The organism is Phormidesmis sp. 146-33, from assembly GCF_052939515.1.
Genome location: NZ_JBJPHU010000073.1, coordinates 1 through 15016 on the forward strand (window position 1 = coordinate 1; position 15016 = coordinate 15016).

Genomic DNA, 15016 nt, shown 5'->3' on the forward strand with positions numbered 1-15016 from the left:
CTCATCCCTCATCCCTCATCCCTCATCCCTCATCCCTCATCCCTCATCCCTCATAGTCCTGATCGCTGCCATCTTCTGCTTCTTCTGATTTTGTAATGCCTTCCTTAAAGCTTCTCAGCGTTTTACCAAAGGTGCTGCCCAATTCGGGAATCTTTTTGGGGCCAAAAATCAAAATTGCGACAACGCAAACAATGACAACCTCTGTCCAGCCTAGATTAAACATGATCGAGCAGGCTCCCGCAAAAACGACAAAACGCTAAAGTACACTTCTCAAGATTAAAAGTACACTTCTTACTTATTAGAGTAGTTGATTTACGCGATGTGCAACTTTCTAATCAACGCCTTCCTTTCTGAGGGTAATTGACGGGGATCTCTGGGCTATGCCTCCGACGGTGTGATCCCCCAAACCCCCTTAAAAAAGTCAGTTCGATAGGAGTTTTTCCGCTTCGTGATTCAGCTTTCTGCCCCCCAACCCCCCAATTTTGGGGGACTTTAAGCCAAGAATTTCAGTTCAAAGTCCCCCAATTTTGGGGGATTTAGGGGGCGAAAAGATGGACGCTTCCCACAAATTCATCCAATCAGCAACGCCATCTTTCGCTACCGTTATTAATCCGGGAGAGCAAGCTAAATTCCCCACGATTGAGGGACTTTGAACCCAAAATCTGGTCTAAAAGTTCCTCAGAATTGTCAGCTTGGGGGGCAGAAGCTTGACAACGCAAAAAACAAATCTCTTCGAGTTACTCGCCAGGGGGCGAATTTACGTTTGAACAAAGCAGCATTTTGCATCTTCAGTTTATGATGCACAGTCCAAATCCGCTCTATCTCTGTCTCAGGCGAGATTAGCTCGATCGCTTCCTCTCTCTCAAAGATGATGCTTATTTTGCAGAAGAGGCTGTAGATTTCGTAGACAAACTTAATTGTGGGAGATGCTGTGCCATTAGATCCAACGTTATTACAGCGGATTGCTGTGTTTCGCGCACTACCAGGGTTAGGGGATTTTCTTTGTGTCACGCCTGCTCTGAGAGCGTTGCGAGTAGCCTGTCCTCAAGCTCAAATTACATTAATTGGTTTACCTGCAAACAAAGGACTGGTCGATCGCTTTCCTCACTTGATCGACGAACTGATTGAATTTCCAGGCTATCCAGGGCTTCCAGAACAGTCTTCTGACTCTGAGCGGTTTGCTAAATTTCAGAAAGAGATGCGCGATCGCAATTTTGATTTAGCGATTCAGATGCATGGGAGCGGGGTGGTGACGAATGCGATCGTGCAAGCGCTGAGTGCCCATAGAACGGCAGGATTTTTTACAACAGATTGCCCTGATCCCAATTCTTTTTTACCGTTTCAAGAGTCCGAGTCAGAAGTCAGACGTTATCTCAAATTAATCGAATTTTTAGGCATTCCATCGCAACAAGAAGGGTTAGAGTTTCCCTTACTAATAGAAGATTGGCAGAGTTTGCAAACCGTTAGAGAAACGCATGGGCTGACTCAAAATCTAACTCAAAATCTAACTCAAAATTATGTGTGCCTTCATCCCGGCGCAAGTGTGCCCGATCGTCGTTGGGCCGTCGAAAACTTTGCCGCTGTGGGAGATGGTTTGACTGAACTAGGTCTGCAAGTGGTAATAACGGGATCGCTGTCTGAAGCTGCACTCGCGGAGTCTGTAGTCGAGAAAATGCAATCATCCGCCCTCAATCTAACGGGTTGCACCAGCTTGGGAACGCTGGCCGCTTTGTTGAGTCAGTCACGACTGCTAATCTGTAATGATACGGGTGTTTCTCATTTAGCCGCAGCATTACAAACTCCAAGTGTTGTTGTGTTTTCGGGATCAGATCCCCAGCGTTGGGCACCGCTTGATCAAAATCGTCATCGAGCCATTCACACTACCGTTGACGATCGTATTCTCTCCGTGATTCAACAGGCAAAACAGTTGCTTGAGGAGGGTGTGTATGTTGCCCGCTGAATGGCGCACGGTGCAGAAGATTCTCGCGGTGCAGTTAGGAAATGCTGACGAATTGATCACGCTGAGTCCTGCCCTCAAACAACTCAAACGAGCCTTGCCAGACGTGATGATTACGCTGCTTTGTTCTCCTCAATCGAGCCGGGTGGCGCTCAGTTTGCCTGCGGTGGATGAGGTGCTGTTACATCGAGCATTGGCTCACCCTACAGGCACGTTGGACTGCAATTCTCTCGCCCTGTTGCCGTTGATTGAGATGTTGCGATCGGAGCAGTTTGACGCAGCGATTTTGTTTCCTCAAGATTCCCAGTCGCCTTATCCGTTGGCGTATGTGTGCTATCTGGCAGAGATTCCCATTCGCGTTGGGTGGTCAGATGAGTTTGGGGGCGGGGTGCTGTCGCATTGGGTCACGGCTCAGGGAGAGCGCCATCTGGCGCTGTTAGACGCGATCGGCTTGGGGTGCCCTTCAGATCGACAGCCGGATGTGAGTCGAGAAAGGGCTTGATCCCTATGAGCATGACACGAGAAGTTTTAGCGTTCAAACGAGCCGCCAGAGCCGTCACCGAACGGGTAACTGAGTTGTTGGATGCTCAAGTATTTGTAGTGGACGATCGCACCAAAATCATCACCAGCACCCACTCAAAATTCGTCGGACTCCCGCTCAGTCTCGTTCTATCTGATCCGTCTCCACTCCAGGTTCCTTTTCACGTTGCTGGGCAGACGGGTACTATCATCGTCACAACTCTGGAAAGCGGCGAAACCATTTCTCCCAGACTGGCAAAGGTGCTGATCGAGCTAGTGGTCAGTCAGGTTGTTTTGCCGCCGCGATCGCCCAATCCTCATGAGCTTAAAAACAAATTTATCTACGATCTGCTGAGAAACCCTGCCACCAATGAGGGAGACGTTTTGCGAGAAGCTCAGATTTTGGGACTCGATTTTACGCGCCCTCGTGCTGTGATTTTGATTGATGCGTCAGATTATCTATCGTCGTCTCAGAGCGAACAATATGAAGTGTTAGATGCTCAGATTCAGCGACGAGTGCAATTGATTATTAGTAGTATTGTTAGCTTTTTTCATTTACCCAGTGATACCATTTGTGCTTACATTGGCAGTAGTGAAATTGCGGTTCTCAAAGCCAGCAGTACTCAAGATTTGGCAGCGTGGAGCGATCGGGCTGACCTGCCGAGCAATCAATCTTGGGCTAATTTGTCAGCTCTCAAACGGGCCAGCACTGCGTTATTAAATCGCCTCCACTGTGACACTAGTACGTTGATGAATATTGGCATTGGTCGCTATCATCCAGGCATTCAAGGATTGGCGCGATCGTATCAAGATGCTCGTGCTGCTTTATCGTTGGGTCATCGGTTTATCGGAGAAAAGCAAGTTCACTGTTTAGATGCGTTGGGAGCGGCGGCCTTTGTAGGAATTGCAGATGAAAATACAAAAGTTGATCTGGCTAAACATTTACTCAGTCCATTAGATCAAGAGCCAGAATTGATCGATACCCTACAGATCTTTTTTGCCGAAAATTGTAATCCTTCGCCCACGGCCAACAGGCTATCGATTCATCGCAATACACTCAGTTATCGACTGGATAAGATCGCTTCACTAACGGGACTGAATCCCCGTCTTTTTGATGATGCGGTGCAGATTAGATTGGCTCTTATTTTACGATCGCTTGACCAAAAAGCTTACTCGTTGTGCGATCGCACAATCCTGAAACACCCAAATTCATCTCATGTTAGGCAAATGCCCAATGCATCTCAGGGTCAAATTTTAGAAGATAAAGCATCAGCAAGTTAACTGCTCACCTTAACTGCTCACTTTAACTGCTCACTGTGCAGAACTTCTATTTATGCAATCTCTTCGCATTCTCACCTGGCATGTACATGGGAGCTATCTCTATTATTTGGTGCAGTCGCCTCATCAGTTCTTTTTGCCCGTCAAGCCCGATCGTCCTGAAGGCTATGGCGGTAAGTTAGCTGGATTTAACTGGGGCGACAATGTACATGACCTGCCCGCAGAAGAAGTTCAACACCAAGAGTTTGATTGCATTCTGTTTCAGTCGCGCAAAAACTATCTTGAAGATCAATATGAGATCTTGTCAGAAAAGCAGCGACAGCTACCGCGCATTTATTTAGAACACGATCCGCCTCGTGACAGTCCAACAGAGACTCAGCATATTGTGGATGATCCCAATGTATTGTTGGCGCATGTAACTCACTTTAACGATCTGATGTGGAACAGTGGCCGCACTCCAACTTGTGTCATTGAACATGGAGTCATCGTGCCCGAAACCGTTGAATACACAGGTGAACTGGCGCGGGGTGTGGTGGTGGTGAATGGACTCAAGCAACGAGGGCGACGACTAGGACTAGATATCTACGATCGCGTTCGTCAAAACATCCCGATCGACCTGGTGGGAATGCAATCTCAAGCGCTAGATGGACTGGGAGAAATTCATCACGATCGTCTAGCTCAATTTGAATCGCGCTACCGATTTTTCTTTAATCCGATTCGCTATACCAGTCTGGGATTGGCGGTCTGTGAGGCGATGATGTTGGGGATGCCGATTATTGGATTAGCAACCACAGAAATGGCTACGGTAATCGAAAATGGCGTTTCTGGCTATGTGGATACCAACGTCGATCGCTTAATTGAAATCATGCAAACCCTTCTTAAATCTCCTGCCGAAGCTCACTATCTCAGTCGTGGTGCAAAGCGAGTCGCTCAAGAACGATTTAACATTCAGCGATTTGTTCGAGATTGGGATCGGGCCTTTGCGCGAGTGTGCGATCGTCGTCCTGCAACCCATCTTTCTATATAAACTCGTTGTTCTTTACAACCTGAATTTAATGAACCTTCTCATAACGGTTGTGAATCCGAGCAGCCCCCTAAATCCCCCACAAGTGAGGGACTTTGAATGGTAACGAGCGCCTTACTCTGATCCGAAAGTCCCCCAGAATGGGGGGTTGGGGGGCAGAAGCATCAAACAACGAAGTAAAGAAAACCTATTGAAAGTCAAATGTCCCTTCACACCAACATAATTTCATGAAGCGCATTGCTTTAATTAGTGAACACGCCTCACCCTTTGGCATTCTCGGAGGAGTGGACAGTGGTGGACAAAATGTATATGTGGGACAACTCGCCAAGCACCTGGCCAAACGAGGTTATGAAGTCGATATCTTTACTCGTCGTGACCATCCCCTGTTGCCAGAGATCGCAGAATGGACTGAAGGCGTTCGGTTGATCCATGTCCCCGCTGGGCCGCCTCATGACGTTCGCAAAGAAGATCTGTTGCCCTGGATGCCAGACTTTACGGCTTATATGCTGAAGTTTTGCGCCCGTTACTCCTACGATCTGATTCACGCTAACTTTTGGATGTCTGGACTGGTGGCGGCTGAAATCAAACGCTTGCTGCATATACCCTTTGTGATTACATTTCACGCATTGGGGCGAGTTAGACGCTTTCATCAAGGGCAGGCAGACGAATTTCCCGACGATCGCTTTGCCATTGAAGATCGTATTGTGGCTGAAGCCGATCGCATTATTGCCGAGTGTCCCCAAGATGAAGCCGACCTGACGCAACTCTACAACGCTGACCCCAACAAGATTACGCTGATCCCCTGTGGGTTTGACCCCTCTGAATTTTGGAGTCTCAATAAAGCCCTCGCCCGTGTTGCTCTGGGAATGATGCCCGACGATCGCATCGTTCTACAACTGGGTCGAATGGTGCCTCGTAAAGGCGTGGATACAGCGATTCAAGGGTTTGCTCAGTTTTGTCGTCAGTCAGAAGTGCCTGCAAAATTGGTGCTGGTGGGCGGCGAACTCACTGATCCTGACCCGCGCATTGTCAAAGAAGTAGAGCGGCTCCAAGCGATCGCGGATTTGGAAGGCGTGAGCGATCGCATTCAGTTTGTAGGACGCAAAGGGCGAGAAGTGTTGCGCTATTACTACAGTGCTGCCGACGTGTTTATCACGACACCTTGGTACGAACCGTTTGGCATTACGCCGATCGAAGCGATGGCCTGCGGAACGCCTGTGATTGGCTCAAATGTGGGCGGCGTGAAGTTTTCGGTGCGCGATGGAGAAACGGGATATCTGGTGCCAGCGAATGATTTGGGGGCGATCGCTCATCGTTTGACCCACTTGTATAATCATCCCAAACTGCTTGAAACTTTGAGCCATCAAGCGGTGCGTCGTGCCAATGAGCATTTCACCTGGCAAAAAGTAGCAGATGATGTCGCACAGCTTTATCAGTCGGTTCTAATTCGCAAAACGCCCATTGCATCCGATTCGTACAGGGTCATTAATCGTGGCTTTAACAACGTGTTGAATGCAATTCAAAAATCTCAGCAATGCCTGCAAAGTGAAATCGTTAATGCTGCGGTGATTCTGAGTGATTGCTTTGTGCGAGGCGGAAAAGTCTTGCTCTGTGGGAATGGGGGCAGCGCTGCGGATGCTCAACACTGTGCGGCGGAGTTTGTGGGACGGTTCAAATTAGGTGATCGTCCGGGTCTGCCTGCGTTAGCACTGACGGCTGATTCTGCGCTGCTAACGGCCTGGTCAAATGATCTCGGCTTTGATCAGATCTTTTCTCGTCAAGTCGAAGCCTTTGCTCAACCGCATGATGTCTTGATTGGCATCAGTACGAGTGGACGATCGCGCAATGTAATTCAAGCTTTTAAGTCCGCCAATCAGCGTGGCATTCGTACGATTGCTATCCTGGGCGGTAATGGAGGTGAAGTGAGGCGGTTAGCAGATTTAGCGATCGTGGTTCCTGCCAGCGATCCCCAACATATTCAAGAAGTGCAGATTGTCGTGATTCATCTACTGTGTGAACTGGTGGAGAAATGGGTCATGGAAGAGATGGGAAATACCCAGAATATTGGAGGAATGGAAAAAGCGATGGCCTCTGATATGCAGTCATTTATTCACTAATCAGTTAGGAGATAGTATGCAAGAACTCAATGGAAAAGTCGCGATCGTCACGGGTGGCGCTCAAGGATTAGGAGAAGCGATTTGTCGAACTCTGGCGGCGGCCGATGTCGTGACGATCGTTTCCGATATTCGAGAAGAACTGGCGGAAAAAGTGGCGGCAGAAATCAGCGCAGAAGGTGGGAAAGCGATCGCGCTCAAACTTGATGTCACGGACGAAAATCAGATTCTCTCAGCCGTTGAGAAAATCATTAGTCAGCATGGACATTTAGACATTCTGATCAACAATGCTGGAACGGATTTGACAGTACCCATTGAAGAGATGGGAATTCAGGATTGGGATCGGATTCTTGCCGTCAATTTACGCGCTCCCTTTATCTTGTCGAAAGCAGTTATCTCACAGATGAAGGAACGCAAAAGCGGACATATTGTTAACATCGCCTCAACCGCCTCAAAACGAGCCTGGGCAAACGCTTCCGCTTATCATGCCAGTAAATGGGGACTGCTTGGATTTAGTCACGCTTTACATGTCGAAGCGCGTCCTCATAAAGTCAAAGTGACGGCTGTGATCGCGGGGGGAATGCAAACGCCTTTTATTCTCGATCGCTTCCCTGATACGCCACTCGAAAATCTGCAAGATCCCAAAAATGTAGCTGAGACGATTCGCTTTATTCTCACCCAACCTGCCGAAACAGTGATTCCTGAAGTGATGGTTGTGCCGATGAACGAAACATCCTATCCTTGAGTCAACCTCTGTAGATGAGCTATGGTTCCTGCTGTTTTCTTAGATAAAGATGGCACGCTAATTCCTGATATTCCTTACAATGTTGATCCTGATCTCATTACTTTATCTTTTGGGGCAGAAGAAGCGTTGCGATCGCTGCATCAGTCTGGTTTCAAACTTATCATTGTTTCTAATCAATCAGGTGTTGCGCGAGGATTCTTTTCAGAAACAGAGTTGTCATTCGTCGAGCAGAAAATTCGTGAGTTGTTAGACGCGATCGACGTGCCGCTGACGGGCTTCTATTACTGTCCCCATCATCTCTCTGGGAAAATTGCCAAGTACGCGATCGCCTGCAACTGTCGCAAACCTAGCCCCGGAATGCTTGTCAAAGCAGCCCAAAAACACAGCATTGATTTGCAGCGATCGTGGATGATTGGAGACATTCTCAACGATATCGAAGCCGGACATCGTGCGGGGTGCAAAACGATTCTCATCGACAACGGCAACGAGACGGAATGGGTTCTCTCACCACAGCGAGTGCCCCACTATAAAGTGACTGATTTAATCGAGGCCGCCAACCAAATTCTCCAATGAAGGAACTTGCTCATTTTCTCGATCGCTTACCTCATCTCCAGATTTTGGTGATTGGGGAAGCCATGCTCGATCGCTATCTCGAAGGGTCGGCTACTCGCTTGTGTCAGGAGGCTCCTGTTCCCGTCGTTACGCTGTCACAGGTGCAAAATCTGCCTGGAGGAGCCGCTAACACTGCCGTCAATCTTCGCAGTTGGGGTTGTCAGGTGCGCTTGTTTTCAGTCATTGGAGACGATTGGGAAGGAACGCTACTTCGTCAGGCTTTGCTCAAACAAGATGTGAACACGGATCAAATTTTGGGAGATGCTAATCGATCGACGCTGACAAAACAAAGAATTTTGGACGGTGCAAAACTATTGTTACGACTGGATCAGGGCACCACTGAAGCGATTTCACCCGATTTAGAACAGCAGCTTATTGATCATCTCAGAGATCGCTTTTCTGATTGTGATGCCATGATCATTTCTGATTACGGTTACGGTATTTTGACTCCTCGAATCATTCACACGATCGCTCACCTTCAATTACAAAGTCCGAAACCGATCGTCGTCGATGCCAAACAGTTATCGGCTTATCGAAATGTTGGTGTAACGGCCGTCAAACCCAACTATCATCAGGTTTTGCAACTTTTGGGCGAAACGGATATCAGCCAACAATCTCGCGCCGATTGGGTCGCCACACAAGCCGACTGGATCTTGAATCTCACCGGAGCGCAACTGGCCGCTGTTACCCTGGATCGAGACGGAGCGGTGATTCTGCAACGCGATCGCCCGCCCTACCGCATCTACGCCAAACCTTCTCCTCAAACGCGCACGATCGGCGCAGGAGATACCTTTAGCGCTATGTTGACTGCCGCCCTCGCCACCAAAATTTCTCCCCTGGTTGCCGCCGATTTTGCCGCTGCTGCGGCCGCGATCGTCGTTCGTAAAGAAGCAACTTCTACCTGTACGATCGAAGAGTTGTCTGCTTATTTTTTGGGAATTCAGAACGATCGCAGCAAAGTTGTAAATTGACGTGAATTTTTTGCTTCGTTATTAATGTCTTCTGCCCCCCAACCCCCCAATTTGGGGGACTTTCAGACATTTAGAGGGCAACCTGACTCTTTAATCGAATCGAAGAACTTCATCAAATTCGTGTTGCCTCGATCGCCCATCCTTCATCCCTTCTCTAGCTCATCACCCAATCGACCAGCAGGCGCACTCCATACCCTGTTGCCCCAGAGCCGTTGTAGCCGTTTTCCTTATCTGCCCAAACCGGCCCCGCAACATCCAAATGGGCCCAGGGAGTTTCTTTAACGAACTGCTTTAAGAAGATCGCCGCACTGATGGCACCGCCTGCACGAGCGCCCGTGTTTTTCATGTCCGCAATGCCCGACTTCATACTTTCAAAGTACTTTTCTTCCATTGGCATCCGCCAAATTTTTTCGCCCGTCGCTTCAGACGCTTTTAGAAACTGATTGGCAACTTCATCATCAGGACTCCACAGTCCCGCAATGTCATCTCCCAGGGCAACGACGCAGGCTCCCGTTAAAGTAGCGAGGTCAACGATCGCTTCCACGCCCAATTTCTCGGCATAGACGAGCGCATCTGCTAAAGTCAATCGTCCTTCTGCATCGGTGTTGTTGATCTCGATCGTCTTGCCATTAGACGCGGTGAGAATGTCGCCAGGGTGAATCGCTCGACCGCTAATCATATTCTCGGTGGCTGCAACGATGAAGTGAATCTCAACATCGGGTTTGATTTGAGCGATCGCTTTGGCTGCTCCTAGAGTGGCACCCGCTCCGCCCATGTCAGTCTTCATCATTTCGATGCCGCTGCCGGCCCCTTTGATATTCAGCCCACCCGAATCGAAGGTTAGCCCTTTGCCAATGATCGCCAGTTTGCGTCGGGGCGTTCCTTCAGGTTTGTAAGTGAGATGAATGAATTTTGGCGGCAAATCGGAGGCTTGAGCGACCCCCAAAAAGGCACCCATTCCCAACTTTTCACAATCCTCTTTTTCGAGAATTTCGACATGCAACCCGTAGTCTTGAGCGATCGTCTGTGCTGTTTCTGCCAGGGTGATCGGCGTGACATAGTTTGCCGGAGCCGCGACCAATTCTCTCGCCAAAAATACCCCCGAAACGACCTTGTGCGCCTGATCAACAGCAGCATCCTGATCTGCTAAACCGAGAAGATGCACTTCGTCGATCGTCGGTTTGTCGTCTGGCTCTGACTTAAAGCGGTGGTCTACAAAGAGAGCGAGTTCGATTCCTTCGGCGATCGCTTCTGCGGTCAAAGCAGCGTCTCCATTCCACACAGGCAGGCTGATTCCCAGGGTTTTGCAGCGTTCTTTTTTGGCAAGTTTGGCACTGGCGGCGGCGGCACGTCTCAAACCATCCAACTTTAGCGCGTCTGATTTGCCCAATCCCACCAAAATCAGCTTGCGAATGGGGCTACCCACAACTCTTGTGGAGACAGTGCTGCCAGGTTTGCCCTTAAATTCAAAATCAGCGACCAAATCTTTAATCGTGCCAGACAGCTTTTCGTCCAGGGCTGCCAGTTCACCCGTGAGTTCGATTTCGTCTTCAAAAATGCCGATCGCCAGACCATCTCCTGACCAGTCGAGCCGCGAAGTTCCCGTTGCTTGTAGCTTCATTACTTACCTTTCTGCTTGGATTCAGTACTGATTTCCAGTATCGATCAAAATTTGGGAAGCGCGGGGCAGATTTGTGACTCAGGCGGATTGTTTGCGCTGCGAAATTGGAGCTTGGGGCGATCGCTCTGCGTTAAGCGCAAGTTTTCAGCAAAAAATCAGGTTGCTTTAAAGTTGCTTACCTGTGATTTAAATTACTTAATCATGGTTATCGTCAAGTTACTATAAATTGTCTGCACAGAAATTTCTCTCCACTGTGTTCGGGATATTGCAGGGTGCCAAAGATCATACACAGTAGAGTTTAGTAATTGCAGCCAACAATTACCGAAGTTATCTCTGTAGCGTGTCGTTAAAGTAGAGGTGGACTGATGGAGTTTCCAAACCTTCAGCCTGTGTCGCAAGGTGGAAAGCTACATGAGCAAATGCCTGTTGAAACTGCTGCTGATCTCAGTCTTATCTTTAACAGTCAGTCAAATGCGGGTGATCAAGTTGAAATGTTCTTCTCGATCGCTGAAAGCAAGCCTGAAACTGCGCTTATTTCCTTTAGTACGGTAGTTAGAAACCTGACAAGTCCCCCGATTAAATCGCTGGCTCTTCAAGGATTTGGGAGGATTCCTTCACCTCTCAAACAGAAGTTAGCTTCATGTGTTTCTCAAGAGAGTCAGGATCTCTTAAAGCTACTGTGTAATGAGATTAAAAGTCGGAAAAGTGACCTGACTACTTGGGCAGCCGCAGAAGCTCTTAGAGAGGCAGGGTTTTCTTTAGATAACATTCAGCATCCGCAAGGGGGTAATTTATCTGAGCCGCCTAGACGCATTCAAAATGAAGTTTTAGACCGAAAAATTCGAGAAATTAAAACAGTTCGTCGGCTCGATAGCCGTGGGGAATTTACTGCCGAGTATGAAAGGTTTTTAGAATTCTGGATTTATGGGCCAACATCTAAGTTTTTCAATGAAAAGTCCACAGCCTCAAGCTACATGGAGATTGCCAAAGACATTCTTCGCTTTACTCAGTTAAGAGGGATACATCTTGGGCTGAATGCTACTAACAAAAAAGTTCAAGAAGAAGCCCTTGCTCAAATCAAGTTAGTTTTTAAGCGATATTCTGCAACTCAGGGAGATGAATTTAAAGGAGCATTAGGTAATAGTCTAAAACGTTTTTTGAAGGAGGTAGCTAGCAAGGATGACGATTTAAGAAGGCTTGTCGCAGCTTTTGCCTTCGAGCTTCAAGCCCATATGTTACCAAGTGATAAAGAGCTAACTCAGCAGACAGTTTCCGAAATCGAAAATACAATCGCTCTTCTAAAGCAGTACAGTTTACAAATATCAGTAATTTTTTCGTCAGCCATAAGTGTTTCAGGTGAACTAACTTTAAATCAGTTTTTAGAGATTGAGAAAAACAAGCATGTCAGTTTAGTTAAATCCTGGATGGAACGCTCAGATAGGCAAATCGGAAAGATGACAGCCCTATCTATTTCTTATAACGCTAATGTGTACCTTTTAGCTTCTATTCTTCAATCTATTCAACGTCACGATCAAGATTTTTGTTATACAGAGCTTCAAGGTGATGTTTCCTCAAGCGTTAGAAGATTAGCTGGCTTAACAGCTACAACCCAAGAGGAATACGATCAGGCGAATGCTCAACTAAATACCTTAAAAGATTCATTAAGCTCATCTTTACGGAAGAAAATTGGCACTCTTGAAACAGATTATAGAAAGTTAACTAAATCTGTATTAGAAGACAAAAAAGAAGCAGGAGCAACGCTCAAAAATGCCGCTATATGGCTAACGGTTGGTGTCTTAGCGGAGGTAATAGTTGGGTTCTTAGTAGTAATAATAATCTTTATGGGTTTAGGTGCGGCTGGTGGTGGAGGATAAATGTCACTGTAATTTATACGTAAGGAGCTATGGTTTATGGATGGATTTGTTGTTTTCGTTCGGATATCAGCCTTTATCCTTAGCGGAATTTACCTTCTATTATCTATTAAATTTAGCATCGATGCTGCAAAGAATCAGGAGAGGTTAAGCGTACTAAAGCCTAGATGTGAAAGTTTACAAGAAAATCTCAACATGTTGTCAGATAAATGGAAAAAGTAGAAGATTTATTACTAAATGGGAAGTAGCTGTGAGCCAAAATTTTCCTCTATGTTTTGAGATGAATTTAAAGGAGAGTACTTTCAATTTTCAAAATCTCTTTCGTCACTACGATTATGAGGCTTTGCTTCATTCCTTAATCAAAGTATGCCAGAGCCTCACATTCTCATTGAGATACTTATATGATCCCTCAAGTGAGCGGAGGCTTAAGCTCTTCATACTTATTAATAGTCAAGAAGAAAGCGAGAGAAATGAGTTGTGTCTAAAGCTATTTAGTCTTTTAACGAAAGGGAGCTTAAGTCAATTCTTTGTCTTGGATCATCAAGATGATATTTTTTCTGATCTTGATTGGATCAACTCAATCGGTGAGATCGTTAAGTGTAATGAGTTTGTAGAGAAGCCAGGTTTCACAGGCTACCTGCCCCACTTATTTGAAACAAGCCTACTAGATAACCACTTCTCTTTATTAGAGCTTCTAGATGGAGCATCTTATGAAAAATTGGTCTTAGAAATTACGCTCAAAACTTATGATTCTCCAGATGAGCAGGCGCTTTGGAGCAATGCAATCAATGATTTAGTAACTCGCCTCAGTAACAGTCAAGCTAGAAATGGCTCTGTAAGGCATGAGCTTGACTTGTACAGAAGGTATCAGGATTGTTATTCCAAGGGTCAGCTTTTCAATTACAGCATTAAAGCTTTAGGAAAAAACGTAGGAGATACATTTGCCATCCTGCATACTTTGTTAGAGGTTGTTAGCAGAAATGATATAGGTCGGAAAACTGATCCAATCGTCACTTTCAACTCTGATGATCCAAGATTTTTAGATAGTTTGCAGGCAACCCGCATTGTTCAAGTTGCTAAGAATTCAGAGTGGGACGGCTGGCAAAAAGAACCTGGCAAAAGTCTACAGCACAGGTTAATTAAGGAAACGATTAGCTCTGCGGGGTTGCTTAATAGCCTTGATGATGGTTCTCTCAATTTCCCGATCGTGCCTTCTAATTTCAATGAAACTCACCAACCCAATCTGAGTTTTTCCAGTAGCGAGAACTCATCATCAAGTGAACTCGCTCAAGAAGACTTAGTTCGAGGATCTAGCCCAGCGTTTTCTAGAATCAATCACTCTAGTCTCCCAGAGATTGGACATCTAAAGCCGCTCAGTCAAATTACTACGTATCAAGAGATCGTTGGCTTCCTTAAAATTTTTACACCATTAGACATTTTTTCTGGCAACTATGAAGAGCAGGAATCTCATAAAGAAAAATCTGATGATTCTTTAAACAGATTAAAGATTACAGAGCTAATTCAAAAACATAGCTATGAGATAACTGAGGATGCGTATATTGTTGGAATCGGCGAGGATGGAAGTCCGTGCATTTCTAACTGGGAAAAGTGCCCCCATCGCGTTGTTGCTGGAACTACTGGTGCTGGTAAAACAAATTTCTTGTTCTTCCTTATTTATCAGCTTCTGTATGCTAATCCACTCAGTCAAATATTTCTGGCGGATTTTCAAGCTGGATTACATTTCCAAATTGTTGCAAACCAGTATGAAAACATCAGAATGGTTACCGAGGTTGAGAAATTTGCAGGACTTCTGAAAGAACTATGTGGAGAACATGAGAGGCGGAGAGAGTTAATGCTTTCTCTCAAGACTAGAAGCCTTAAAGGACTCAAGCAAAAATCTGGTAGAACAGAGAACCGTACCTTCCTCATTATTGATGAGGCATTTTTCATTCAAACTGCTGATAGCACAACTAAAAAAGAGATTGAGAAATGCCTCACTATATTAGCCTCTCAAGCTCGTGTAACTGGTATACATATTGTCTACTGTAGTCAGAGTCCCGATCTACTTACTAAACAAATAAAGGCGTGTATTGAAGAAAGAGTAGTACTGCGAGTAGCGAATGAGACTGAAAGCTTCGGTTTACTTGGCAATCATGCAGCACTTGGACTACCTTCAGGTACGGCTGTGCATAGAGGTACTTCTTATAACCCAAAGTCACCTACAATCGTTAGAATTCCCTACATTTCTGATGAAATCTGGGAGCAACCGATTCGATGAAAACTCAAAACTTTAACAATTTTGGA

At 46.3% G+C, this 15016-nt stretch carries 12 protein-coding genes; 10 read left to right on the forward strand and 2 right to left on the reverse strand.

Annotation, left to right across the window (positions count from 1 at the left end; genetic code table 11):
- Positions 1-43: 43 nt before the first annotated feature.
- The gene (locus ACJ2PR_RS23790) at positions 44-223 is read right to left on the reverse strand and encodes a Sec-independent protein translocase subunit TatA/TatB (protein WP_446858579.1); all 180 of its coding nucleotides are present in this window, start codon (positions 221-223) and stop codon (positions 44-46) included.
- Positions 224-931: 708 nt separating this feature from the next.
- On the opposite strand from ACJ2PR_RS23790, the gene ACJ2PR_RS23795 reads away from it, so the two are divergent.
- The 8 genes from ACJ2PR_RS23795 (at position 932) to ACJ2PR_RS23830 (ending at position 9220) form a co-directional block, all read left to right on the forward strand.
- A complete protein-coding gene (locus ACJ2PR_RS23795) occupies positions 932-1960 on the forward strand; it encodes a glycosyltransferase family 9 protein (protein WP_446878806.1) in 1029 nt (342 codons plus the stop codon).
- A complete protein-coding gene (locus tag ACJ2PR_RS23800) occupies positions 1947-2459 on the forward strand; it encodes a glycosyltransferase family 9 protein (protein WP_446878807.1) in 513 nt (170 codons plus the stop codon). The genes ACJ2PR_RS23795 and ACJ2PR_RS23800 overlap by 14 nt, the downstream gene beginning before the upstream one ends.
- Positions 2460-2470: 11 nt before the next feature.
- A complete protein-coding gene (locus tag ACJ2PR_RS23805; RefSeq protein ID WP_446878808.1) occupies positions 2471-3757 on the forward strand; it encodes a PucR family transcriptional regulator in 1287 nt (428 codons plus the stop codon).
- A 52-nt stretch (positions 3758-3809) separates the two neighbouring features.
- Positions 3810-4781 carry a glycosyltransferase gene (locus tag ACJ2PR_RS23810; protein ID WP_446878809.1) on the forward strand — a complete coding sequence of 324 codons (972 nt, stop codon included), beginning with the start codon at positions 3810-3812 and terminating at the stop codon, positions 4779-4781.
- Positions 4782-5005: 224 nt separating this feature from the next.
- Positions 5006-6895 (forward strand): glycosyltransferase, encoded by a 1890-nt coding sequence (locus ACJ2PR_RS23815; protein ID WP_446878810.1) that lies wholly within the window; start codon positions 5006-5008, stop codon positions 6893-6895.
- A gap of 16 nt (positions 6896-6911) precedes the next feature.
- Positions 6912-7637, forward strand: coding sequence for an SDR family oxidoreductase (locus tag ACJ2PR_RS23820; protein ID WP_446870614.1), 726 nt, complete (start codon positions 6912-6914; stop codon positions 7635-7637).
- 21 nt (positions 7638-7658) lie between these two features.
- On the forward strand, positions 7659-8210 hold the full coding sequence (locus ACJ2PR_RS23825) for a D-glycero-alpha-D-manno-heptose-1,7-bisphosphate 7-phosphatase (protein WP_446858572.1): 552 nt from the start codon (positions 7659-7661) through the stop codon (positions 8208-8210).
- On the forward strand, positions 8207-9220 hold the full coding sequence (locus ACJ2PR_RS23830) for a bifunctional heptose 7-phosphate kinase/heptose 1-phosphate adenyltransferase (RefSeq protein ID WP_446878811.1): 1014 nt from the start codon (positions 8207-8209) through the stop codon (positions 9218-9220). The genes ACJ2PR_RS23825 and ACJ2PR_RS23830 overlap by 4 nt, the downstream gene beginning before the upstream one ends.
- Positions 9221-9374: 154 nt before the next feature.
- Here the strand turns inward: ACJ2PR_RS23830 and ACJ2PR_RS23835 are convergent, their stop codons facing one another.
- On the reverse strand, positions 9375-10841 hold the full coding sequence (locus ACJ2PR_RS23835) for a leucyl aminopeptidase (protein ID WP_446858570.1): 1467 nt from the start codon (positions 10839-10841) through the stop codon (positions 9375-9377).
- Between the two features lie 365 nt (positions 10842-11206).
- Here ACJ2PR_RS23835 and ACJ2PR_RS23840 point away from each other — a divergent pair, with 365 nt between their 5' ends.
- The gene (locus ACJ2PR_RS23840; RefSeq protein WP_446878812.1) at positions 11207-12715 is read left to right on the forward strand and encodes a hypothetical protein; all 1509 of its coding nucleotides are present in this window, start codon (positions 11207-11209) and stop codon (positions 12713-12715) included.
- Between the two features lie 247 nt (positions 12716-12962).
- On the forward strand, positions 12963-14990 hold the full coding sequence (locus ACJ2PR_RS23845) for an FtsK/SpoIIIE domain-containing protein (protein ID WP_446878813.1): 2028 nt from the start codon (positions 12963-12965) through the stop codon (positions 14988-14990).
- The last annotated feature ends 26 nt before the right edge of the window (positions 14991-15016 follow it).

Coding starts and splice junctions, on each gene's coding strand:
- ACJ2PR_RS23790 (WP_446858579.1), bottom strand. CDS start 223: ATGTTTAATCTAGGCTGGACAGAGGTTGTCATTGTTTGCGTTGTCGCA.
- ACJ2PR_RS23800 (WP_446878807.1), top strand. CDS start 1,947: ATGTTGCCCGCTGAATGGCGCACGGTGCAGAAGATTCTCGCGGTGCAG.
- ACJ2PR_RS23805 (WP_446878808.1), top strand. CDS start 2,471: ATGACACGAGAAGTTTTAGCGTTCAAACGAGCCGCCAGAGCCGTCACC.
- ACJ2PR_RS23810 (WP_446878809.1), top strand. CDS start 3,810: ATGCAATCTCTTCGCATTCTCACCTGGCATGTACATGGGAGCTATCTC.
- ACJ2PR_RS23815 (WP_446878810.1), top strand. CDS start 5,006: ATGAAGCGCATTGCTTTAATTAGTGAACACGCCTCACCCTTTGGCATT.
- ACJ2PR_RS23820 (WP_446870614.1), top strand. CDS start 6,912: ATGCAAGAACTCAATGGAAAAGTCGCGATCGTCACGGGTGGCGCTCAA.
- ACJ2PR_RS23825 (WP_446858572.1), top strand. CDS start 7,659: ATGGTTCCTGCTGTTTTCTTAGATAAAGATGGCACGCTAATTCCTGAT.
- ACJ2PR_RS23830 (WP_446878811.1), top strand. CDS start 8,207: ATGAAGGAACTTGCTCATTTTCTCGATCGCTTACCTCATCTCCAGATT.
- ACJ2PR_RS23835 (WP_446858570.1), bottom strand. CDS start 10,841: ATGAAGCTACAAGCAACGGGAACTTCGCGGCTCGACTGGTCAGGAGAT.
- ACJ2PR_RS23840 (WP_446878812.1), top strand. CDS start 11,207: ATGGAGTTTCCAAACCTTCAGCCTGTGTCGCAAGGTGGAAAGCTACAT.